Source organism: Nitrosomonas communis (assembly GCF_024102715.1).
Taxonomy (GTDB): Bacteria; Pseudomonadota; Gammaproteobacteria; order Burkholderiales; family Nitrosomonadaceae; genus Nitrosomonas; species Nitrosomonas communis_B.
Map to the genome: position 1 here is coordinate 1 of NZ_JAGFJM010000004.1, position 23775 is coordinate 23775.

The 23775-nt window shown below is 47.1% G+C and carries 23 protein-coding genes; 6 read left to right on the forward strand and 17 right to left on the reverse strand.

Annotated features, from left to right (window positions below; all coding sequences use genetic code 11):
* Positions 1 to 295: 295 nt before the first annotated feature.
* Positions 296 to 601, reverse strand: coding sequence for a transposase (locus J5I83_RS00285; protein WP_304052358.1), 306 nt, complete (start codon positions 599 to 601; stop codon positions 296 to 298).
* A gap of 64 nt (positions 602 to 665) precedes the next feature.
* Between J5I83_RS00285 and J5I83_RS14445 the strand changes: the two genes are divergently transcribed.
* Together J5I83_RS14445 and J5I83_RS00290 are read left to right on the forward strand one after the other, a co-directional pair.
* Positions 666 to 782, forward strand: a complete 117-nt coding sequence (locus J5I83_RS14445; RefSeq protein ID WP_369683374.1) for a pentapeptide repeat-containing protein — start codon at positions 666 to 668, stop codon at positions 780 to 782.
* A 423-nt stretch (positions 783 to 1205) separates the two neighbouring features.
* The gene (locus tag J5I83_RS00290) at positions 1206 to 2231 is read left to right on the forward strand and encodes a hypothetical protein (protein WP_304052360.1); all 1026 of its coding nucleotides are present in this window, start codon (positions 1206 to 1208) and stop codon (positions 2229 to 2231) included.
* Positions 2232 to 2615: 384 nt separating this feature from the next.
* Here J5I83_RS00290 and J5I83_RS00295 read toward each other — a convergent pair whose 3' ends face one another.
* The gene (locus J5I83_RS00295; protein ID WP_304052362.1) at positions 2616 to 3638 is read right to left on the reverse strand and encodes a sensor domain-containing diguanylate cyclase; all 1023 of its coding nucleotides are present in this window, start codon (positions 3636 to 3638) and stop codon (positions 2616 to 2618) included.
* A gap of 405 nt (positions 3639 to 4043) precedes the next feature.
* Between J5I83_RS00295 and J5I83_RS00300 the strand changes: the two genes are divergently transcribed.
* The 3 genes from J5I83_RS00300 (at position 4044) to J5I83_RS00310 (ending at position 4824) form a co-directional block, all read left to right on the forward strand.
* Positions 4044 to 4223, forward strand: coding sequence for a hypothetical protein (locus J5I83_RS00300; protein ID WP_304052363.1), 180 nt, complete (start codon positions 4044 to 4046; stop codon positions 4221 to 4223).
* 88 nt (positions 4224 to 4311) lie between these two features.
* Positions 4312 to 4509: a hypothetical protein gene (locus tag J5I83_RS00305; RefSeq protein WP_304052364.1), complete on the forward strand. Its 198-nt coding sequence runs from the start codon at positions 4312 to 4314 to the stop codon at positions 4507 to 4509.
* Between the two features lie 33 nt (positions 4510 to 4542).
* Complete coding sequence (locus tag J5I83_RS00310) at positions 4543 to 4824, forward strand: hypothetical protein (protein WP_304052365.1); 282 nt, start codon at positions 4543 to 4545, stop codon at positions 4822 to 4824.
* A gap of 117 nt (positions 4825 to 4941) precedes the next feature.
* Here the strand turns inward: J5I83_RS00310 and J5I83_RS00315 are convergent, their stop codons facing one another.
* Both J5I83_RS00315 and J5I83_RS00320 read right to left on the reverse strand, forming a co-directional pair.
* On the reverse strand, positions 4942 to 8382 hold the full coding sequence (locus J5I83_RS00315; protein ID WP_304052367.1) for an exodeoxyribonuclease V subunit beta: 3441 nt from the start codon (positions 8380 to 8382) through the stop codon (positions 4942 to 4944).
* A complete protein-coding gene (locus J5I83_RS00320) occupies positions 8379 to 11108 on the reverse strand; it encodes a PD-(D/E)XK nuclease family protein (RefSeq protein ID WP_304052368.1) in 2730 nt (909 codons plus the stop codon). The genes J5I83_RS00315 and J5I83_RS00320 overlap by 4 nt, the downstream gene beginning before the upstream one ends.
* Positions 11109 to 11334: 226 nt before the next feature.
* Here J5I83_RS00320 and J5I83_RS00325 point away from each other — a divergent pair, with 226 nt between their 5' ends.
* Positions 11335 to 11838 (forward strand): hypothetical protein, encoded by a 504-nt coding sequence (locus tag J5I83_RS00325; protein WP_304052369.1) that lies wholly within the window; start codon positions 11335 to 11337, stop codon positions 11836 to 11838.
* An 88-nt stretch (positions 11839 to 11926) separates the two neighbouring features.
* Here J5I83_RS00325 and lpdA read toward each other — a convergent pair whose 3' ends face one another.
* The 13 genes from lpdA to rpoE all read right to left on the reverse strand — a co-directional run bounded on the left by lpdA (position 11927) and on the right by rpoE (position 23729).
* Complete coding sequence (lpdA, locus tag J5I83_RS00330) at positions 11927 to 13381, reverse strand: dihydrolipoyl dehydrogenase (RefSeq protein WP_304052370.1); 1455 nt, start codon at positions 13379 to 13381, stop codon at positions 11927 to 11929.
* Positions 13382 to 13422: 41 nt separating this feature from the next.
* A complete protein-coding gene (gene nagZ / locus J5I83_RS00335) occupies positions 13423 to 14469 on the reverse strand; it encodes a beta-N-acetylhexosaminidase (protein WP_304052504.1) in 1047 nt (348 codons plus the stop codon).
* Positions 14469 to 14849: a holo-ACP synthase gene (gene acpS / locus J5I83_RS00340; protein WP_304052373.1), complete on the reverse strand. Its 381-nt coding sequence runs from the start codon at positions 14847 to 14849 to the stop codon at positions 14469 to 14471. Before acpS ends, nagZ begins: the two co-directional genes overlap by 1 nt.
* Positions 14846 to 15571: a pyridoxine 5'-phosphate synthase gene (pdxJ, locus tag J5I83_RS00345; RefSeq protein ID WP_304052376.1), complete on the reverse strand. Its 726-nt coding sequence runs from the start codon at positions 15569 to 15571 to the stop codon at positions 14846 to 14848. Before pdxJ ends, acpS begins: the two co-directional genes overlap by 4 nt.
* Before the next feature lie 102 nt (positions 15572 to 15673).
* Entirely contained in the window at positions 15674 to 16564 is an 891-nt protein-coding gene (era, locus tag J5I83_RS00350; protein WP_304052378.1) for a GTPase Era, read from the reverse strand.
* Between the two features lie 221 nt (positions 16565 to 16785).
* On the reverse strand, positions 16786 to 17505 hold the full coding sequence (rnc, locus tag J5I83_RS00355; RefSeq protein ID WP_304052380.1) for a ribonuclease III: 720 nt from the start codon (positions 17503 to 17505) through the stop codon (positions 16786 to 16788).
* Positions 17505 to 17873 carry a DUF4845 domain-containing protein gene (locus J5I83_RS00360; RefSeq protein ID WP_304052381.1) on the reverse strand — a complete coding sequence of 123 codons (369 nt, stop codon included), beginning with the start codon at positions 17871 to 17873 and terminating at the stop codon, positions 17505 to 17507. Before J5I83_RS00360 ends, rnc begins: the two co-directional genes overlap by 1 nt.
* Before the next feature lie 34 nt (positions 17874 to 17907).
* Positions 17908 to 18711: a signal peptidase I gene (gene lepB, locus J5I83_RS00365; RefSeq protein WP_304052382.1), complete on the reverse strand. Its 804-nt coding sequence runs from the start codon at positions 18709 to 18711 to the stop codon at positions 17908 to 17910.
* Positions 18712 to 18807: 96 nt separating this feature from the next.
* Positions 18808 to 20598 carry a translation elongation factor 4 gene (gene lepA, locus J5I83_RS00370; protein WP_304052383.1) on the reverse strand — a complete coding sequence of 597 codons (1791 nt, stop codon included), beginning with the start codon at positions 20596 to 20598 and terminating at the stop codon, positions 18808 to 18810.
* A gap of 99 nt (positions 20599 to 20697) precedes the next feature.
* Positions 20698 to 20967: a glutaredoxin family protein gene (locus J5I83_RS00375; RefSeq protein ID WP_304052384.1), complete on the reverse strand. Its 270-nt coding sequence runs from the start codon at positions 20965 to 20967 to the stop codon at positions 20698 to 20700.
* A gap of 10 nt (positions 20968 to 20977) precedes the next feature.
* Complete coding sequence (locus J5I83_RS00380) at positions 20978 to 22372, reverse strand: DegQ family serine endoprotease (RefSeq protein ID WP_304052385.1); 1395 nt, start codon at positions 22370 to 22372, stop codon at positions 20978 to 20980.
* Positions 22373 to 22568: 196 nt separating this feature from the next.
* The gene (locus tag J5I83_RS00385; protein ID WP_304052386.1) at positions 22569 to 23111 is read right to left on the reverse strand and encodes a sigma-E factor negative regulatory protein; all 543 of its coding nucleotides are present in this window, start codon (positions 23109 to 23111) and stop codon (positions 22569 to 22571) included.
* Positions 23112 to 23126: 15 nt separating this feature from the next.
* Positions 23127 to 23729: an RNA polymerase sigma factor RpoE gene (gene rpoE / locus J5I83_RS00390; RefSeq protein ID WP_304052387.1), complete on the reverse strand. Its 603-nt coding sequence runs from the start codon at positions 23727 to 23729 to the stop codon at positions 23127 to 23129.
* Positions 23730 to 23775: the final 46 nt, after the last annotated feature.

Sequence of the window (23775 nt, forward strand, 5' to 3'; positions counted from 1 at the left end):
AACTGCTTTCTGACGCCAGATAAATAGCTTTGTCTGCTAAGGCAGGTACAATCTGTTTGGGTGTCTGGCTGCAGAATTCTTTACTGTTACAAACGTCGAGAATATGCTTTCTTTCCTGCTCACTGAGGGCTTCGCACTTTTTTGACAGCACCAGCAACACGGCTGTATCCGGAACAGATTGATCAGTGGAAAACGGCAGCGCTGTCAGGGTATCAACGCCATGCTCGGGCTGAGAAAGAAAAGAATCGCTACCGTCAGGAAGACAGGAAGCAGATAAAACGTCTGGAATCTGAACTCAGACGCAAGGAAAAAGCACTGGCAGAAACAGGCCTTTACTGCGGCAATACTCACTCAGTTGTGCGCTATTCAAACCCGCTGTTTCTATGACAACCGCCAGTTTATCTTCTGCCGTCCAGTCATCTGCTTTACTGTTATCTCCCGGCACTGCGATTCCCCTGTTCCTGTATTCTTTTCTCCATTTGTACAGCGTAACATCAGATACTCCCGTTTCTTTACACAATTGTGGAACAGATACCGCATTGGGTGGCATCATCTTTTTGATTAATGATTCCTTGTATTCTTTCGAATAGCTCTTTTGCATCTTCTCCTCTCGCTTCGCCCTTCAAGTTTTTAGGTTTCAATTGAGGCGAAAGGTATCCTGACACATAGGGGAAGCGAAATTTCAAGGTGCTAATCTTGAAGGCGCTATATTTGCAGGGGCAAAGAATCTTAATGAGGCAATTTTTGATCCAGATGTTGATATTAATTTGTTTCCACAATAACCGATTATCGGAAAAACAGAAAAACCTCTATATTTAGTAGCGAACTATTAATGATATGTATTTGTAGCCCCCCGTGTTACTTAAACGGGGGATGCCAGATTATCACCGAATTAAATACAAATAACCGCGTATATCATCAGATATAAAATGAATACAAACATGACTCTTACTTGTGAGATATGCGAGCAAGACACGGATTGTCGGATAGGGCATTCAAATCGTAGAATACAACCGTTGAGTTTTGCTTGTCCTCACTGCGGATCTCTTATGCATATCACTCTTGACATATCGGACGCCCCTTCATCTAGTTTTCAATTTAAGAGCTGCAGTCCATCTAAAAATCAGCCCAAAAAGATATTCAATGGCACAAACCCCTTCGTAGATTTGCACTTAGATTTCCCGGTTAGGTTCGGGGAGTACGTTATGGGATTCACCCCATTCATAATGGCCGTAAACTATCTACATGATTCAACAGATTCGGAATCTGATGCGTTCTCAAAAATGGCATTCCATTCAGAAAGATTGGAGCAACTAAACTATTTTCACGATAAAGCAGATGAAATAAAAGCGATAATTCGCTTGTATAATGGAAATAATAAACAACTATTTAAGAAGCGAGTTGGCGAATTTCTGCAACAAGACCAAGGGTTATCTTTAAAGCCTCAGGATATCAATGCAAGTCTTTATCTATTCCTCAATTTCGTATTTTTACCTTTTGTGCACTTTGGTGAAGTTAAATCATTAGTTAAGGAATACACTCAACTAATCATGAATCTTCCTAAAAAACCACTCGATGACTTTGTAGAAAACCTTATTTCATCGAATTTTCTCAGCACTTTACAAAAGGATTGCCTAAAAATCTACCCCGAAATATACAACGCCGAAATGCCAATTCGTCCCGCGCTGTTTCTAGATTTGACCAAAAAATACGAAAAGGAAAAGATAGCAGCACGCATTTCAACAAAAGAATTTCAATCGTACAAAGACCTTTACAAAGATATTGCAGAGGTTTTTGCTCGCCAGCTTACAATAATCGCTGGGATCAACAACATCATACATCGTAATAATAGCAATTCTTTTAAGGCTATTGACGGTGGCGCATTAAGCTCTCTAGAAAAATTTACTTCAAAAGTCCTGTCCGATAAGTTCAAATACTTAGATGATTGTTGGTATCCAATAAACAAAGAGGTAGTCGATGTCGGTATGAGAAATGCAATCGCTCACAACAACGTTCAATACAATGAGATTTCCCAAGAAATAATCTACTATCCAAACGGCGGAAACTTACATCAAACAACAGGGAGCACAATTTATTTTCTAGATTTTATGAGAATGATTCTTGTCCTATTTCGAGAAATACATAATCTTCACCACTTAATTAAGTCTCTGTTTTATTATGAATATCTTATAAGAAATAGAACTCTAACGTCGTCTTCTACGCATCAGTAGTCGATCTAATATATAAAGAAGTTTCGTCGGAATCCGCTACTTTCCGCGCATTAAGATATTCAATTGAAACCGTGAGAAGCCAGTGCCCAGATTTATCCATATTGGTGAACCATCTATGTGTAACTCATTGTTCTATATAGCGTCTATCCGAAAACCATTTATTCCGATAAGAAACAGGGGTTACATCTAATTTAAGAAATGAAGATTTCTAAAAGATTGAAGCAGAGCGACGTTAATTAATTGAATTGCGTTGGTTTTACTCAAATTTCTAGAAATCTTCATTTTTGAAATTAGGCGCAACCTTTTGTTCTTTATTGGGTTTGAGAGTTCTCGGGCAAGCACTAATTACGACAGGATAGTTGGCAGCTTGATTCGGGTAGATCGTTAAGTCGTTGCACCGTTCGCCTCTATCGCGCCGAACACGCAGTTCCTTCCGCTCCGCTTGGCTTGATACAGACACTTGTCGGCCTTCTTCAGCAGCAGCCCGAACAAAGCGGAATCGCTTACAGGTGACGATGCTGCATTGTCAGTTAGAGTCACTACCCCGATACTGACAGTCGATGCGATTAATTCAGTGCCACCATTGACACTGACCTGCTTCCCCTCTATAGCTTCACGCAGCCATTCAGCTAGAGCGCAGGCACTGACATAATTAGTTTGCGGCAGAACGATGGCGAACTCCTCCCCGCCGATACGAGCCACCACATCGATACCTTTGCGAGTGCCGTTGAGACAAACATCGGCTACTGCACAAATTACCCGATCACCGATAGGATGCCCCCAGGTATCATTCACTCGTTTAAAAAAATCGATATCTAGAACGAGCAGTGAAAGTGGATGTCTGAAACGCTTAGCACGCTTGCATTCATTCGCACCTACTTCCATCAATTTGCGGCGGTTCGCCAGGCCAGTCAGTGAATCAGTCACCGCCAGTAATTGCAGGGAGGCATTCATGCTTTCCAATAACGCATTTTGTTTGGCAAGCTTGCGATTGATTTGTTCGATTTCATTTTCCCTGCGTTTGCGATCATCTATATTGAATGTGATGCCGATAAACCGTTTGCCATGGTCGCTGCCGCCGACCGTCATGATCTTGCCATAACTGGCATACCAGATCCATCTACCACTCCTGGAACGCAATCTGAATTCGCAACGATATTGTGCAGTAACGCCGGAAAAATGGTTCTTAACGGCCGATTTGAGTATTGGCACATCATCCGGATGAACAATCGAGTAAATATCATTGATATCATTACTTACCTCTTGCGCGCTGTAGCCAAGCTCCACTAACGTCTTCTTCGCCATGTGCATGACATCACCATTTACCAGATCATTCTCCCAAAGATCCAATCCGGCAGCTTCCAATGCCAATTCCAATCGTTCTTTATTGACGTTCTCTTCGGCCATGGTCTGATCAATCGCGAAGTATCGCACCAGCATAACCAATGTTACACAACTGGTTGGTAAATGATTCGGCTACGGCTACAGCTGCAGTATCGTAGCACAAGGGCGCAATGATCAGTGTTGCCATCCTGATAAGCAGCCATTATCTCTCCCTTATTCAATCTGGATTACACCATGATGCTGCTCCTTTCCAAGGAGGGCACTGGCTCAGCCATACTACGTTCTATGCTAGGAAAGATGATGTGTGTTTTCTCACAAACTGATAATAAAATAATATGCTAGCCCAGCAATACCATGCCCCATAAGGTGGTCATTTTAATCATCATCCTACTTCGCCCTGTGTGACTGATATGAATAAAATGCCTCTACAGTATAGCAAAGCTCAAATAAATTGATTGCAATCCATAGATGACTTATCCATCATCATTTCGCTGCAAAGTTTTGTCTGTTCGTAAGAAGGAAGGACTTACCATTGCGCAGGCGGCACGTTTTTGTGTGGAAATTGCCAGCGTGACGCACTGGGTGAAGAATCCCAATCCCAAGCAGACCCGTAATAAACCGGCGACGAAGATCGACATGAAGGTGTAAGCGAAAAAGGTATCGGCCACGCGCTGCGGCGTATGAAGCTCAAAACCGCGTCATCGTCTATATTGACGAGAGTGGTTTTGCGCACGATATGCCACGAACACATGGGTATACACCCATTGGCAAGCGGTGTCACAGTGTGTGTAATTGGCATGCCAGAGGCCGCGTCAATGTGATCGGCGCGTTTATCGGCGAATGTCTTCTGACGGTGGGATTGTTCAAAAGCAAATCAGAAAACAACAAAACCAAACCGTTGAGCATCTCTTTAAAATTGAATCATTTTATGTGACGTAGGCTATAACCTGTACCGTCAGCTAACTGTATGAAATCTGCGATCGCCTTTTTGATCATCTTGCTGATGACGGAAGTGGCATTCGTGGAGGAAGATTCCGGCTACTGGGAACCGGGTGCGGGCATTTCCTATCTGCAATCGCCCTATTATCTCGGTTCCGACGAGTCGAAAAACTATGTGCTGCTGTTTCCCCATATCCTAGTTCATAGCGAAAAATTTTCAGTAGAAGGCAGTAGCGTGCACTGGCATGTCCTGTCCACCGATCGTTTCGAGTTCGATCAGGATGACCGTATCACACGGTCAGGCCTTTAATAATCCCCCGGCAAAGCCGGGGGATTACCTCGTTTATTTAACCCACAGCGAATTACAAAATGCTTGACACAAATCATAGAATCTCAAGGCGAACGGGTGCGGGAGCGAGCAAGGGGTTTACTCTGCTGTATATGACCACTCTCGCCATCCTCCTAGCATAGGGAAATACAGGCCGAGCCGAATGGGTCGTTGTTCCATTTGTTGCATCAGATCAGCATAGCGTTCCAGTTGGGCGCGATAGCGTGTCTGCTCGCTATCGAGGAAGATTTCGATATCCCCCCCCATATGGCTGCCAGTTTTGTAATCAATGATCCAGCGTGTTCCCGTTGCATCGACAAAGGTTCTGTCCATGACGATATGGTCGGGCCCATCCTTGCGCATGCCGCTTACCGCCCATTCACAGCGCGCCTCGGCATGCTGCCCGCTCAGTATCCAGCGACCCCTTTCATCCTGCCACAAAGTCTTGAGCGCAGCGGATAGTTGCGCTCGTGCCTGATTGAAATGAGCCTGGGTCACGCCTGTTTGTATCAGCAATGCCTGGCCTACCTGCTCCAAATAGGCCAGGTCCTGCGATGCAAGCTGTTCGATACCGCTTCTGCCGATATATTGCAGCAGTCGGTGCATCACTGTGCCGACTTGCCGGGCAGTTTCCCCCGCCCAGTCGAATTCGATTGATTCTTCCGCAATGCGGCGAGCAGGCGCGATGGTTACCTTGACAGCTTCAGGCGACGGAGGTGCAGTCCAGTCTGTCGTCAGGCGAAGCCGTTTCAACGCAAGTAGCGGTAGCGGCTGGGTAGTCACTTGTGCCGGAGGGTGGTCTGCTGTTTCCCCATTTTGGCTATGCGCATTCAGCAAAGCCTGGAAATGTGCTTTTGTCACCGGCCATAACCGCGCCAGCAGGGAATTGGCCGGAGGTGCCTTGATTTCTGTATTGTCGGTCAGGTCGGGCTGATTCACATGCCCGAACAGATGCAGTTGCTGTTTGGCGCGCGTGGCCGCCACGTACAACAAACGGCCATCTTCCAGATAGCCTTTTTCTTTGTCCAGTTGCCGCAGGTAGATCGTAATCGGATTGGCATCATCGCCCACCGCACTGATCGGTGCGAGCAGCAGTGCTGGCTGACCTGATTTAAATTGATGTTTCATCCAGTACAGCAGTCTGGCTTCATCATTCTTGCCGCTGCGGCCAAGCCCCGGCAAAATCACTGTGTCAAATTCCAGCCCTTTTGCCTTGTGCATGGTCATGAGCTGCAGCGAGCCATCAGCCATCACATCCGGCAAGGCATAGAGTTGCCCGACATGCTCATTGAGTGTCTGGATATCCGGTAACTGACCTGCTTCGGACAGCTCCTGCAGCAACTGAAAATAAACTTCGGCATCGTCCAGATCGGTGACATCGGTCACGCAGGCCGGCCCACCCAGTGTAATCCAGGTGCCTTCCACATTCCGGCGCAGCGAGCGCCTGGCCTGCTGGCTGATCGCGCTTTCCAGTAGCGGCAGTACGCGGGCAAGCCGCTGCTGGCCATCTGCACTGAGTTGCGCAAGGCGGGGCGATTGCCGCAGCAGATCGATGATCGTTTGATCAAAGTCTCCGCCCGCCAGAGTATGCAGATCCTGCAAAGTCAGTCCGCACCATGGTGCACGCAACAGCGCCAGCCAGGCAATACGATCGCCATGATGCAGCAGAGCGCGCGTGAGCGCGAGCAAATCCTGAATCACGGGACGATGTGTCAGTTGCTCGATTTCAACTGCCTGGAAACGCTGCCCTGCCTGCTTCAGTTGCGCGATGATTTCCAGCAGATGAGTGCGGCTGCGTACCAGGATGGCAATGGCGCCATGCGGCTGCGCAATTTTAGCCTGCTGCACGATGGCCACGATCTGTTCTGCTTCCGCCTGATCATTACGTTGCAGCGAGGGATAAACAGTAACCGCTTTACTACTGGTGTTGGCATGAAAAGCGATTGATGGCGCATAGGACACAGCGCCTGCTGTCATTTCATCCTGCGCTGGCAAAATTGCGGGAAAATGCTGATTGATCCAGTCGACGATGCCTTGCTGGGAGCGGAAGTTGACCGACAAACGCAGGAATTCCAGCGGCACCTGACCAAATGAGCCACGGTCACGGATTTCGAGAAATAACCCGACCTCGGCCTGGCGGAAACGGTAAATCGACTGCATCGGATCGCCCACCAGAAAAAGTGTGCGCCCATCGTCTGCCTGCCAGCCAGCAGTCAAGCGTGCCAGCAGTGCTGCTTGGTTAAACGAAGTATCCTGAAACTCATCCACCAGCAGATGCTGGATGCGGTAATCCAGCGCCAGCGCCAGATCAGTCGGCGCATCGGGCTCGCCCAGCGCCTGGATTGCGGCCAGCGTCAGCGCTGGAAAATCAACTTGTCCCATTTGCAAAAAAGTGACTGCCAGATTGCCTGCCGCCAGTCTGAGCAACTTGAATAATGCCTGCAGCGTCTCCCATTCCTGCTGGGCATATTGATGCGGAGGGAGTTTCCGTATCTGGGCCAGTTGCTGAATGAATGCATTTTCCGGGGCCAGTGCTTGCAGCAAAGCTTCCATGCGCTGCTTCATGTCGCGATAGGACGCCTGCTCTTCCCGGTTTTTTGTCTGCGTTGGCGAAGGAAAACCTTCATTTTTGGTTACTTTCTTGCGTAATTCTCCTTTACTCGTCAGCAGCAAGGCGGCCAGTCCCTCCCATTGCGGGCGATCGGCGATTTGCCCGCCCGGCACATCCTGCAGCGTCTGGCAATAGGCGATGACAGCAGCGCTTGTTTCCGGCTGGCTTGCTGCAAATCTTGCCAGAGCGACAATTTCAGAACAGCAACCTGCAGGAACTTGGTCAGCCAGTGTTTGTAAAGCGTCTGTTATCAATTCAGTCAGTGCAGCTTCCAGCTTGTCGCGCATGAGCACTGCATGATTGGGATCAGCAAGAAAAGGAAGCCACTGATCGCGGCGCGCGAGCATGCTGGCAATCAGTTGCTGCAACTTGTCCAACTGGTTATCCAGATGCTCGATCAGATGGGCAATGGCATCCGACCACTCGCCATCCGATTCCACTGCTTCGATCGTCTGCCTGGCTGCTTGCTGATAAAGTTCGGTTGCATCTGCTGCAATCGCTGGTAGCGCACCTAACCTGGCCAGGATGGGCATCTGACTGACCAGTCTGGCACACAGCGAATCGATCGTCTGGATGCGCAAGCGCGCGGGATTCTCCAGCAATTGCCAGTTTTTACTCTGATCGCGTGCCAGTACACGCTGCGCGAGCTGCCAGGTATGAAGTGCGTATGATTCTTGCGGCATGGGAGCATGCTGGGCATCTGTTAGCGCCTGCAGAATCCGCTGGCGCATTTCAGCCGCTGCCTTGCGGGTAAAAGTGATCGCCACGATCTCCTCGGGTGCATCAACGATTGTCAGCAGCACCAGAAACCGCTGGGTCAGCAAGCCGGTTTTGCCTGAACCAGCGGGCGCCTGCACGATGAACGAATGCTGTGGATCAAGCGCCCGCAGCCGTTCAGCCTGATCGGCCACCTCTGATCGTGCCGTCATGAGTCATTCTCCGCACTGTCCATGCTGACATCGGCTTCATCCAGCAGAGTCATCTCATTGATACGGCACAGCGGCTGCAGCGTGCAATACAGGCAAGCAGCCGGATTTCTCCTGGGATCGACCGCTGCTTCGCCGCGGCGGAAACTATCGCCCAGCTTTGTCAGTGTCATGCGCCAATGCGCTAGTAGCTGAGGCCAGTCGCCAATCTCACGGCTCTGGGCAAGCATTTGATATGATTTCACACCGGGCAGAATCTCCTCTTCCACTGTAATGCCGCTGAATGCTATCTGCCCTGCTCGTAACTGGGCAAAGGCCATACCGGCCAGATCATCGGGAAAAATTAAACTATACAGCGGCAATTGCGGCTCATCGGGACGATCTCCAAACCATTGACTGGCCTTGGCCTGGCCTGTTTTATAGTCGATGATCAGCCGCCGACCATCTATCAGCGCATCAATACGGTCGATTTTAAGCTGAATACTGAGCGCACCTACAGTCACTTCATATTTCCTTTCTTTTTCGATGACCTGAAAAGATGGCCGATTCTTTTCCAGTTCCAGCCATGCCAATACCAGACGATGCAGCCGGTCAGCCTCCATAGTGCGGAAACGCCGGGTGAATGTTTGCGGATAGCGCGGGGCGATTTCATTGATGGCAGCGTTGACTTGAGCCAGCACCAGCAGGTTCAATTGGTCATGCGGTAATGCCATGAGTTGCTCATACGAACCCAGTTGATCCCAGACTTGTTCCATGATGCGGTGCAGCAGATTGCCGCGCGTCATGGCATTTAGTCCGATTTGCAACTGTCCCAGCGGACGGGCACCTAAGCGCAATTCCGCAAACGCGCGAAAGGGACACGCTGCCTGCAACTTGAAAATGCGACTGCCGCCGCTGATCGTACTCTGCGCCAGCGCAGGCGCAGGATCATGCGGCCATGCGCTTAAACGGGCGCTGTCATGTACGCTATCGCGCCATAGGATAAACTTGCCTGCTGCCAGTGCGCTTGCTTGCAAGGACGGATAGTCCTTGATCAAAGGACTGACACGCAATTCCTCATCGCCATTGCGTTGTGGATAACTGACGATGACTTGAGCGGCGCTCGTCACGATGCGCTGCGTGAGCATGCGCGTTACTGCTAATTCGCGCTGCTCGCTCGAATGCGGCAGTGTATTGCTGCGCTGTAGCGGCAAGGGAATGAAAGGATTGGGCTGAAATGATCCTGGCCATACGCCATCATGCAGTCCCATCATCCATAAACAATCAAACTGGATACCATGAGCTTCGAGCGGACCGAGCACCTGCACTGGCGCAATCCCTGTCTGAGGCTGGAAAATGCGCTCTCTCGCCATTTGCCAGAGCTGGCTCAGTGCAGCAGACAATGAAATTTCTCCCATTACCCAGTCCAGTGTGGCCAATTCCGCCAACAACGCATGCCATGCTTCCACCGTCTGATACTCTTCGCTCGATAAACGGTAGTCTTCCAGCCAGCCTATCGTTTTGAGTAATTGCACAAAATGCTGCACCCATTGTCCGGGATAATCCTTGCGTGGACAGGCTGGCAACCATGCTTTCAACATGGTGAGTTTTTTCGCCAGCACAGCGCAGGCATAGCTGCGATTCGTTTGTGCAGCATAATAATGCACGGTACTCATCGATACGCTAGCTTCGCCTGTTTCACGTAATTGCACATCGAGCAGCGCACGTGCGCTCGCTTCCTGCTCCCAGCCCGCTATAAATGGGGTAAGAAGAAATCGACTCATGTCCTGTAAACTGATCGTGGCTTTAAACAGCTCCAGCAGTTTCAATGCTGCCGCAATCAGCGGAAAAGTACTGAGCGGCTTGCCAAGCGACACATTGTAGGGACACTCTTGCTGCTGCCCCCCTGGATGAAAGACCTGCGGCATCAGGATTTGATCCAATGCATGGATGATGATTTCACGGTGTGCAGACAGTTCTGGCACCACGATCCCTATTTGTGCCGCTGGATTGTCTGCCAGTTGCTGTCGGACCCAGCGCGCCATGAGATTAGCTTCCTGATGATGATCGGTGCAGGCTAGCTGGCTAACCTGACTATCCTTCGGCCTTAATTGCAGCCACTGCACGTCGCAGCCTGATTGCGCCAGCGTTTCCAGCAAAGCCAATTGCTGCGGGATCAGCTCATCAAAACCGGTTAACACCAATTCAGCGGGCGCCGGTAGTGCTCCCTGCTCAAAACTATGCCGCAGCTGGTCTGGCAAACAAGCTGCGGATTGCCAGCCCTGCTGCTGACATCTATCTTGAAATAACCGTTGCCATTGCCAGAAGAGCCGGCTGTCATCGTTATACTGAAAAACCGCCTCATGCTGCGGCAGGCACCACCCCTGCAGCAATTGCCAGGCTTCCTGCACCTGTAAGGCTGTCTTGCTCATCGGCTGGAATGACAGATCTGAGGTGATCACCTCTTGCCAAAGAACACGCTCCTGCCGGGGCGAGAGCAGTTGTTTGCATTCAGACATCTTTCCTGACAAGAGCGCATCTTCCCACTGGCGCTGCAACCAACCATGCCATGGCAAAATATCGGGTGATAGCCAAACACTCGCCCCTTTATTGATCGCTGTCTGATCAAAGCGCTGACGAAATGCCTGTGCCAGCCGCTGATTCCCGGTAATCACCGTGATGCCTTGGCTTAATTTAGCGAGGATAGCCGCGCTATCCGCCAGTTGTGGAATAAGTCGGTATGCTTTCATATATGCCTAATTCTATTTCTAAATCAAAACTGACATTGTCGGCTTCACCTTGCCGTATTATTTATACTGTCGGCGGCTCGCCTTCGCGTCATTTTTGATTTGGAAATGGAATAATTACGCTTTGCTAAAAATTTACCCACATAGGCTGGCTGTTCATATCATGTTGAAATAGGTAGAATTGCAAATCAGAAACACTTTTATTTAGAGAAGCATATCAGGAGAACGAATGAATAAAAAAGTAATCAGCAGTATGTTTATGGCAATAACATTGTTGTGGTCTGCTCAAGTGCTAGCAGAAGAAGCAGAATCAGCAGAACCCGCTCAAGAAACTCCCTCTGCCGAGGCGCCTTCTACCGAAGCTTCTTCTCCGGAAGCGGCCTCTCAGGCAGCAACCCAATCATTACCCAGCGGCCAGGGATGGCGAGTTGTTCGCATTATCGAGATGGGCAATTCAGGCAAATTTGTGCATATGGTGCTGGTAGATTTGAATAAAGAAATGGATAAAACAGTCTATAGTGCTGCAATCAATCAAATTTGCGGTAAAGCAACCGATTTCTGCCGCATAAGATTCTGGACGCAGGAACGCTTCATACCGGAAAAAGTTTCTCCTACGGCCGAGCAGATCAAAGTTCAAAAAGCTGAATTCCTATTCAATAAGGCAGCGAGCATCCGCCAAACAACCTGGTCTTGCGCGGTCAATCCTGATAAAACTCAGTGCGTGAATTATTAAAAATCAGTAAACATTCCCCACATTGTTATTCTTGCAGATGTGGGGTCAGTACCTTCCCAATAGCACAATCAACCGGATTAAACAGTCATCAGATATGTAGTGCGCGTTTATCTACCGCTAACGCCGCTTCATGAAGTACTTCCGACAACGAAGGATGCGCATGAATAATGCGTGCCAGATCTTCGCTGCTGGCGGCAAATTCCATTGCAACCACAGCCTCCGCGATCATTTCGGAAACATAGGGACCGATCATATGCACTCCCAGAATGCGGTCTGTATCAGCATCAGCCAGCACCTTGATAAAACCGCTCGTTTCTCCCAGCGCGCGCGCGCGTCCATTGGCCATAAATGGAAATTGTCCTGCGCGATAAGCAACACCGGCTGATTTTAATTCCTGCTCGGTTTTTCCTACCCAGGCGATTTCCGGTGCGGTATAAATCACCCATGGAATGATATCCAGATTAACTTTGGCAGACTCTGTGCCATGGCCTTGCTTGGCAGCGGCAATCATTTCCGCCACAGCTACGCCTTCTTCAGAAGCTTTATGTGCCAGCATAGGGCCTCTGACTACATCACCGACGGCATATACTTTCGGCAGGTTGGTACTGCAGTGTTCATCGACTTCAATATAACCACGCTCGTTCGTTCTTAAACCGATTTCGTCTGCACCGAGACCTACTGTATTCGGAATCCGGCCAATCGACACGATCAGTTTATCGACTTCCAGTTTTTGCAATTCCGCTTTGGCATCAGCGTAATCAACCACTACCTGCTGCTGTTCCACTTGAACCGACTTGATCTCAACTCCTGTCTGCATCACTAAACCGAGTTCACGCGTAAAGATTTTTTGCGCCTCCTTGGCGATCTGCTCATCCGCAGCCATCAATAAAGCCGGCTGCGCTTCCAGCACGGTCACTTCCGAACCTAGCCTTCGCCAGACACTCCCCATCTCCAGGCCAATCACCCCCGCACCGATCACGCCCAGCCGTTTAGGTGTCTCCGTTAATGACAGCGCGCCACTATTATCCAATATGCGATCATTATCAACGCTGATAAACGGCAACTGACGCGGTGTCGATCCAGTAGCAATGATGACATGCTCAGCCTGAATTTCTTCGATCTGATCGCCATTCTTGACTTGAATTTTCCAGAAATCATGCTCGCGCTTCAGCAATGTTCCCTTGCCATGCAAAGAAGTCACCTTATTCTTCTTGAACAACATGGCAATGCCACCGGTAAAAGCCTTCACAATTTTATTCTTGCGCGCGATCATTACCGGCACATCCACCGATAAACCTTCCAGTTTAATACCATGATCAATGAATTTATGCGCAGCTCGCGCATAATTCTCGGAAGATTCCAGCAATGCCTTGGATGGAATACAGCCTGCATTGAGACAAGTGCCTCCCAGACTTGCGACGCCTTGCTCATTTTTCCATTCATCAATACAGACGGTATTAAGACCTAACTGCGCACAGCGGATAGCCGCCACATAACCGCCCGGGCCTGCACCTATAACAGCCACATCGAAAGATTTAGTCATGAATCACCTTATAAAAAAATGAGTGGTTACAAACGTAAGTTTTAAAAAGACAGCTCCCGATTGCTTGCGCCAATTTCATTGATTTCTCTGACAGCCCGCATAAAATTTGCCTCTTCGTGGAGCTTAAGCATTGATTGCGCATGACGCCGTCCACGCATGTGTGCCAGCCGCGCCAGACTCACCGCAGGAATTTCCCAGCGCAACGTTGCCAACAACTGATCTGCTGCTTGACAATCATTGCATACCAGCACCATGTCACAGCCAGCCTGTAATGCCGCCTCGGCGCGCTCAGTGATACTGCCATAGTCAGCTGTACCTTGCATGCTCAGATCATCACTAAAAATGCACCCATCAAACCCCAGTTCATTGCGTAAGATATGCTTGAGCCAGAAGCTAGAAAACCCAGCAGGATGCCTATCCATTTTAGGGTAGATCACATGAGCTGCCATGATTCCTGTCAGACCAAAATCGATCATCTGACGGAATGGAATCAGATCATCCATCTGGATATCGCCATAAACACGATCATCCACCGCTATCTCAAAATGGGTATCTGCCTGGATATAGCCATGTCCGGGGAAATGCTTGCCTACCGCCGCCATGCCGCCTGATTTCAATCCCAGCATTAAACTATGCGCCAGTTCAGCAATGGCCTGCGGCTTGCGATGGAAAGCACGATCACCAATCACGCTACTTTGCCCATGATCGACATCCAGCACAGGGGTAAAACTCAAATCAACGCCACAGGTGGATAATTCCGCCGCCAGCACATAACCTGTTTGCTGCGCCAGATGGTGCGCCTGGTGCGGATGCCTGTCCCACATCTGGCCCAATTCACGCATCGCAGGCAGTAGCGTGAAATCTTTATGGAAACGCTGCACCCTGCCGCCTTCATGATCGACAGCAATGAGCAAAGGTGGACTCCTGAGTGCGTGAATTTCGGCAGTCAGTGCAGTCAATTGCTCGCACGACTCATAATTGCGGGTAAACAAAATGACGCCACCGGTAAGCGGATGGCACAACCTGGCTTTATCTTCGTCGGATAGGTGCGTACTCGCAATATCGAGCATTACAGGCCCCAGTGACATCATGCCTTCTCCAGGATGACAAAAGCACTGGCAAGATGGAGTTCATCGCTCAGGGAAAGATGGTGATTGACAATCCCTTCACGTTTGATCAACTCGGCCAATTCAGGGTGAAACATGAAATACGGTTTGCCCAGGGAAGTATGCGCTACAGTGATATTGCTCAACGTCACAGGGGAGCGCAAGCCCGTGCCCATTGCTTTGGAGAGCGCTTCCTTGGCTGCAAAACGTTTAGCTAGAAACATCGCAGGTTTAGCGTCCTTAATATAATCAGACCATTCATGCTCTGCTAACAGTCTGCGCGCAAAGCGTTCACCATATTTTTCAAGTGATTGTGCAATACGGGAAGACTCGACGATGTCTGTGCCAATTCCATAAATCATTGACTGGCTTCCAGGATGAGCTGCTTCATCTCTTTGACTGCTTGCGTCAAACCAACGAATAAGGCATGCGACACAATAGCGTGACCAATGTTAAGTTCGGAAATACCTTGTATTGCAGCAATAGGCCGTGTGTTCTGGTAATGCAATCCATGGCCGGCGTTAACTCTTAATCCCTGGCTGATGCCAAAGGCAACGGCCGAGCAAATTTTTTCCAGCTCGCATTGTTGCGCATCATTATCTTTGGCGTCTGCATAATGACCGGTATGAATCTCAATGACTGGCGCACCTGCTCTGACTGCGGCATCAATCTGTTCGCGCTCTGCATTAATGAACAACGATACGCGGATACCGGCGTCTGCCAGCTTGCTGCAAGCCTGTTTCACTTGTTCGAAATGACGCACCACATCCAATCCTCCTTCAGTGGTCAATTCTTCACGCCGCTCTGGAACCAGGCATACATCGTGAGGTTTGATGCGGCACGCAAAGGCGATCATCTCTGTAGTCACAGCGCTCTCCAGATTCATGCGAGTTTGTAGCTGCTCGCGCAAAATCTCTACATCCCGATCCTGAATATGCCTGCGGTCTTCCCGCAGATGCAGTGTAATGGCATCTGCCCCGGCAGATTCAGCAACTAATGCTGCTTCCACTGGACTTGGATAAACCGTTCCACGCGCTTGGCGCAATGTGGCGACATGATCAATATTAACTCCCAAAGCAATCATGATAGTTGGATACCTTTAAGCAATAACTGAGGAACTTGCCACCATTCCGAACCAGGTTCCCAAGTACATTCTTTTATTGTTAAACAGCTCAATTCTACAATCTTATTCATATCCCAGATTCTTTAACGTGTTGATATCATCGGCCCAACCACTTTTCATCTTAACCCAGATTTCGAGATATACCTTGCCACCAAACAAATTTTCCATATCTTTACGCGCCTGGGTGGCAATCTTCTTAAGTTTTTCACCATTCTTGCCAATCACGATGGCTTTCTGATTTGCTTTTTCCACCAGAATGCAGGCAAAAATCCGGCGTAGATTTCCTTCCATCGTAAATTGATCGATGACCACACTGGTCGAGTAAGGAATTTCCTCTCCCATCAAACGAAATAGTTTCTCACGGATCATCTCAGCGGCAAGAAAGCGCTCGCTACGGTCACTAATTTCATCTTCGTCAAACAAAGGCGGACTCTCCGGCAAATAAGGCCGGACCATATCAATTAACTGCAGCAGTTGTATTTCTCTGGCTGCACTGACTGGAATAATGCCGGCAAAGCTGAATTTCTTCGCCATCATCTCCATGAAAGGGAGTAGTTGGTTTTTCTGTTCTAACTGATCTACTTTATTGATCACGAGGATGACTGGTCTGTCGGCAGACAGTAATTTCAGCACTTGTTCATCACGCTCATCAAAACGCATCGCTTCAATCACGAACAGCACAACATCGACTTCTCGCATGCTCTGAACAACTACTCGATTCATCATATGATTGAGTTGATTATGATAGCGAGTCTGAAAACCTGGTGTATCAACAAAAATGAATTGAGACTGGGCATCGGTCAAAATACCATTAATACGATGCCTCGTTGTTTGCGCCTTTTTAGAAGTAATACTGATTTTTTGCTGGATTAAATGGTTCAGCAAAGTTGATTTACCGACATTAGGACGTCCAACAATGGCAACATAGCCAGTTCTGAAATAAGGGGAATCCATAAATTAGATATTTTTGCTCTTATTTAACCAAGAAAGTTTCCAGGTTTAAGGTTAAGTGAGTATATCTTGAGCGCGTACATTGTTTATCCCTCTAAAACTGAGCTTATAAAGACAGAGACAATTTGAAGATATGAATCCAGATAAAACGGCTCAAACCAAGAAGGCACCAGGATAAGAGGAAGTTACAGGCATTTCTCCAGTAAGCCAGGAATTTTGGCCGCTCAGCGATGAATGATTAATTCGTATGCCTGTTTGGCTGCTTCCTGCTCGGCTCTGCGGCGACTTGTCCCTTCGCCTATCGTGCGAATATTAAATTTGGCAACGACGCATTCCACTCTAAATTTCTGCCGGTGCGCTTCTCCACTGGTGGTGATGATCGTATATTCCGGCAGAGCACCCTTGTGAGCCTGCAGATATTCTTGCAGCAGCGTCTTGGCATCCTTACCCAAGGTTTCAAGATCTAAATTCTGTAATAATGGCTTATAGAGATTATTGACAAAATTTTCAACTTCAGGGAATCCGCCTTCCAGGTAAATGGCGCCTATCACTGCTTCCAATGCATTTGCAAGAATAGAGGGACGATGATGCCCGCCGCTTTTTCGTTCCCCCTCACCCAATCTGATTAAATCACCTAGACTCAGTGCCGACGCAAGCTCAAACAATGCATGCTGATTGACAAGATTGGCGCGCAGTCTGGATAAGTTTCCTTCCGGTAAATGCGGGAACTGTTTGAACAGAAGCGCCGATACTGCACAATTCAATGCACTATCGCCAAGAAACTCCAGCCGTTCATTATGCGGAGAACCAAAACTTCGGTGTGTCAGCGCTTCCTGCAACAATGCAGGTTGCTTAAAAACATAACCGATTTTGTGAAAGAAATCGTTATGACTTTTAACTGGAGCGCTTTGCAAATGGCGTGTATCCAGGCTATGCGGGCTCATCACTTACTGGCAGCAGTAAAATCTATGAATAAAGAAACATTCGCAAATAAAGGTGTTTTAACCGCATAGTTCACGCTCAAAACTATTTGCCCGCCTTCTTTCCTGATGTCGATGTCGCGGCTATTCACAATCGTAATCTCGTCAATGACTGCACGCTTGTCGAAAGATTGACGTATCTCCCGGGGAAGAGCATTCTGCAGGCTTGGATCACTGGCTATAGCAACCAAGGCGCGCTTGATTGCTGCATATTCCAGATAGGATGGAGCTAACTTCATTCCTAGAATAGCGATCATAACGATAACTGCTGACCAGACTGACAAACCAGCAAGGCTGATACCTTGCTGTTTTTCTCTCATTACATGGCGCATATTTTCCCAGTTCCGAATTCCAGTCCTGAGCTCATTATTCTATCGTTAGCCCGATTCGACTTAGGTCACTAAAATTCCACCAAACCATAAAAGCTTTGCCTACAATATTTTCTTCCGGAACAAATCCCCAATATCGGCTATCGCTACTGCCATCACGGTTATCACCCAATGTAAAATAATTCCCATCAGGAACTTTACAGGTGAACCCCATCCTATCAAATGAGCAATTTTCTCTGAAAGGAAAATAATGCACGTTTGATAACAGCATGCCAGGCATCTCTTGATTGATAAGAATGCTGTGGCTTTTCTCTCCTACATATTCTCTGAAGCGCTGGGTATAAATATAAGCAAGTCCTGATTCAATATATTTATAATCACCGTCTAATTCGATTTTCAATGGCACACCATTAATGCTCAGCTTCTTGTGACGATAAGTAACGATATCTCCAGGCAAACCGACCACTCGTTTAATATAATCGATCGAAGGATCTTCCGGATAACGGAATACCATCACCTCTCCGTGTTTGGGCTGATTCACTTCAATGACCTTACGATTAACTACCGGCAACCTGATGCCATAAGTAAATTTGTTAACCAGGATGAAATCTCCCACCAGTAATGTGGGTATCATCGAACCAGAAGGTATCTTGAAAGGTTCTACTAGAAAAGAACGCAGGCAAAAAACAATCAGAATGACAGGAAAAAAACTTTTGGGATACTCCACCCACCAGGGTTCCACACCATCCGGTTCGCGCCTACGTTTCAAAAAGAAAATATCGAGCAGCCAGATACTGCCGGTCACGGTCAATAAGATTAGTAGCACTAACGGAAAATTCATTTCATTTTCCTTAATGACATCTTAAACTTAAAAATATAATAAAAAAGGCGAGCACGCATGGTTATCACTCAGTTAATTTGATCTTGCAGCAATTCATTATTTGCCAACCTGCAGGATGGCCAGAAACGCTGCCTGGGGAATTTCGACATTACCGACTCGTTTCATACGTTTTTTCCCTGCTTTTTGCTTCTCAAGCAATTTGCGTTTGCGGGTTATGTCCCCGCCATAGCATTTGGCCAGAACATTCTTACGCAATGCTTTAACATTTTCTCTTGCTATAACATGTGCGCCAACTGCCGCTTGCACTGCAATATCAAACATTTGACGCGGAATAAGCTCACGCATCTTTTGCGCTAATTCACGCCCTCTTTGCTGACTGGTAGCGCGATGCACGATCAATGACAGTGCATCCACTTTTTCACCATTGATCAGTATATCGAGTTTAACCAGATCAGATGCACGAAATTCTTTGAATTCATAATCCAGTGAAGCATAGCCACGGCTAACCGATTTTAATTTATCAAAAAAATCCATGACAACTTCATTTAAGGGCATTTCATAAACCAGCATGACCTGTCTGCCCATATACTGCATGTTTCTTTGCATACCGCGCTTGCCAGTGCACAGAGACATGACTACGCCGACATATTCTTCTGGAACTAATATCGTGGTAGTAATGATGGGTTCACGAATCTCTTCAATTTTAGAAAGGTCTGGCATTTTTGAAGGATTCTCAATTTCAATGACTGTACCATCGCGCAATGCAACCTCATAGATAACGGTAGGCGCGGTGGTGATAAGATCCATATCATATTCCCGCTCCAATCTCTCTTGAACAATATCTAAATGGAGCAAGCCTAGAAAACCACAACGAAAACCAAATCCAAGCGCCTGGGAAGTTTCTGGTTCAAACTGTAACGATGAATCATTCAACCGCAGCTTCTCTAATGCAGCACGCAGCGCATCATATTGATTAGATTCGACCGGATATAGCCCAGCAAAAACCTGTGGCTTGATTTCTTTAAACCCCATCAAAGGTTCGGCGGCAGGATTATCAGCCAATGTGACAGTATCCCCCACCTTAGCTGACTTCAACTCTTTGATACCGGAGATAACAAAACCCACTTCACCCGCACTCAGTAAATCGCGATTTTCTGCTTTAGGCAGAAATACGCCCACTTGTTCACATAGATGAGTGGCGCGACTGGCCATCAGCATGATTTTGTTGCCAGACTTCAGTACGCCGTCAACAACCCGCACGAGTATGACGACACCAACATAATTGTCAAACCACGAATCAATCACAAGCGCTTTTAATGGCGCGCTCGCATCGCCTTTAGGCGCAGGAATACGCGTAACAACTGCTTCAAGCATATCCTGGATGCCTTCCCCCGTTTTAGCGCTGACACGCAAGGCATCTTTTGCATCTATGCCAATAATATCTTCTATTTCTGCAATAACTCGATCCGGATCAGCAGCGGGTAAATCAATCTTATTCAATACCGGTATCACCTCGACGCCTTGCTCGATCGCAGTATAGCAATTAGCCACTGTTTGCGCTTCCACTCCCTGGGAGGCATCCACCACCAACAAAGCGCCTTCACAGGCAGCCAAGGATCGTGACACTTCATAGGAGAAATCGACATGACCAGGCGTATCAATCAAATTTAGCAGAAAGGTCTGACCATTACGTGCCAGATATTTCAAGGCAACCGTCTGTGCTTTGATCGTAATGCCGCGTTCACGCTCCAAATCCATGGAGTCGAGCACTTGCGCTTCCATCTCCCGATCAGACAAACCGCCACAAAACTGGATGATGCGATCAGCCAATGTGGATTTACCGTGATCGATATGCGCGATAATAGAAAAATTGCGAATGTGTTGCATTCGATTGGAATTTTTAATGTCAGTGGCTTTCTGCTAATGCGTGATGAAAACCTTGCTTTATTTTCGAATAAAAATGTCTGTTATGAGGCTGACAGCATTCTATCGAATTTTAGCAAAATACGCATCTAATGCAGCAGTATCGAGATAATAATGGCAGATTTCTTCTTGTTTTCCTGTTACCGATACCAACACCGGAATTCGCTCATTATACTGACTAACCAGTTCGGGATCGCTGTCGATATCAATCATCTCGAACTCGAACTCGATTTGTCCCTGTAATTTTTGCAATGAGGCAATCATTTCCTGACACAAATGACAATCCATTCGGCCATACACAATCAGTTTCTTGCTATCTGTCGACTCAAACATGATGGGTATTTTAATTATCGAGTTTCATAGTAATGAAAGTGGTCATATCACCTCTTTTTATCAACAGTGCAATATTACGTCCTTTCTCAACCTTGTTAAGCAGCTGATTAAATTGCTTGATCGTTTTGACATCCTGGTTATTAAAGCCGAGAATAATATCGCCTTGGCGTATGCCGGCATGACTTGCAATGCCTGTTTGTACTTCTTCCACCAGCAAACCACTCTCTATGCCCAACTGTTTTTTCTGCCTGTCAGAGAGTTCGCTTAGCGCCAATCCCAGACGATTAGATGTATCCGGAGCCTTGCTTTGCTTCCGGCTCAGATTACTTTCATCTGATGGCATTTCGCCAACAAGAACAGTGAGATTCTTGATGGCGCCATTACGCCAAACCTGTACCGCTACTTTAGATTGAGGTTTAGTATTTCCGACAAGACGCGGCAGATCGCTGGAAACAGCAATATCCTTGCCGTCAAATTTCAATATGACATCTCTTACCTCGATTCCAGCTTTGTCTGCCGGACCATCTTTTTCTACAGAAACCACCAACGCTCCGCGTGATTCGGATAATCCAAAAGATTCAGCCAGCTCCTCGGTCATCTCTTGAATCATAACACCGATTCTACCGCGTGAAACTTTCCCATGTACCTTAAGTTGATCAGCAATCTCTGTTGCCACATTGATTGGAATAGCAAAAGACAATCCCATAAAACCGCCCGTGCGGCTATATATCTGCGAGTTGATACCTACGACTTCCCCTTTCATGTTAAACAGGGGACCGCCGGAATTACCTGGATTGATTGCGACATCTGTCTGGATGAAAGGAACATAGCTTTCCTGGGCAAGTGAGCGACCTTTCGCACTTACTATTCCTGCTGTTACACTATTCTCGAAACCAAAAGGAGAGCCAATTGCAATAACCCACTCCCCTACCTTGAGCTTATCCGGATCACCTTGCGTCACCACAGGCAGATTTTTTGCCTCGATCTTGATGAGTGCCACATCAGTTTTTCGATCCATGCCTATAACCTGAGCATTAAACTCTCTTTTATCTGTTAGTTTTACAGTAATCTGATTGGCAGATTCAACAACATGCGCATTGGTCAGGATATAACCATCCTTACTAAGGATGAATCCAGAACCCAGTGATCTGGATTCATACTTCCGAGGTGCCGAAAATGGCTGCATATACCTGCGAAAAAACTCGAAGAAGGGAGAATCTTCAGGAATATTAGGGATTTCTGGAAAAATCTGACCACCTGTAATCTGCTGTGTTTGGACTGTACTAATATTTACCACCGCTTCTCCATGCTGCTCAACTAAGTCGGTAAAATCAGGCAGCTCCTTTGAATGAACAAAACTGGTCGAAGAAATTAGAAGTAGGCACAGGAGAACAAATTTTTGCATGTTTTTCTTGATAAAAGAATTAATAAATACTGAAATATAAAAATCGATCAGAGACTTCGCTCAGTCCTAATCCAATGTGAGTTATATACTCGATCAAAGTCTCTTGCTGATGCTGATTAGGTCAATCATCCGCTACCAATAAAATAAATTTTTTCTAAAGATTTATCAAAGCCAGTCCGGAACCATATGAACATCCTTACCTAGATTCTTCTTCCCTGTCTTCAACCTGGTGTGCGCTCGTTGCCGGCGCATGCATCATCGTATTGGATGAAAATTCCCGATGAATCAATGAATAGTCACCAGGGTGATGGGGTATAAGTGGAAGTGTAAAGGCTGAGGAGGAGCGGAAAGGAACAGGATGATAGACTTGCACAACGGCTTTATTATTTGCTTGCTCAGCAATAAGTGTTTCTTGCTGAGCATCTATTATTTGCATTACTAACCATCCACTTACCACCGTAACAAAGGAAGCAGCAGCTGAAAGCGTAACCAATTTCCGTTTGTACAGGTATGATATCCGCGGCGTGAGTAAGATTGGTTCGCTTAGCAAGCGATCATTCACCTGTTTTACCACATTAATGGGAATTGACGCTGCAGGTTGCCGCAGCGCTTCGCTGATCACGTGATATGTTTCCCAATCACTCAGCAAATCATTCTTTTTCTTTAATTCTATGATTACTTCATTGGCATTTACTGTATCTAATTCACCATCCATCAGCTCTGATATTTTACTTTTCATATAACCACCCCATCATTACCACCTCTTGTCTTTACCTGTTCCCAACAAAGGCCGCAGTTTTTCTGCGATAGCCTCACGTGCACGAAATATACGAGAACGAACTGTACCTATGGGGCAATTCATAATACTCGCAATTTCTTCATAACTTAAACCTTCAATTTCTCTAAGAATAATCGCAGTTCTTAATTCTTCAGGTAATGCATCTAATGACTGATTAACTGTTTGAGCAATTTGTTTGCTCATCAGTTCACTTTCAGGAGTACTTACTTCCCGTAATCTACCTGCCTCTTCAAAATTCTCTGCATCTTCATTATCAAATTCACTAACTGTCGTGGGTACCTTTCTTCCTTGTGATACCAGAAAATTTTTGGCTGTATTAATCCCGATACGATATAGCCACGTATAGAAGGCACTCTCACCACGGAATGATGGCAAAGCACGATAAGCCTTGATAAAGGTCTCTTGCGCAATATCTTCAACCTCAGCGGCGTCACGAATAAATTGCGATAATAAACGCGCCAGTTTTCTCTGATATTTGATTACTAACAAATCAAAAGCATGCTTATCACCATGCTGCACGCGTTCAACCAATTGTTGATCGATTTCGCGATCACCCATGCCATCAGTTCCCCAAATTAAATAAATAGATATCTTTTGATGCAGC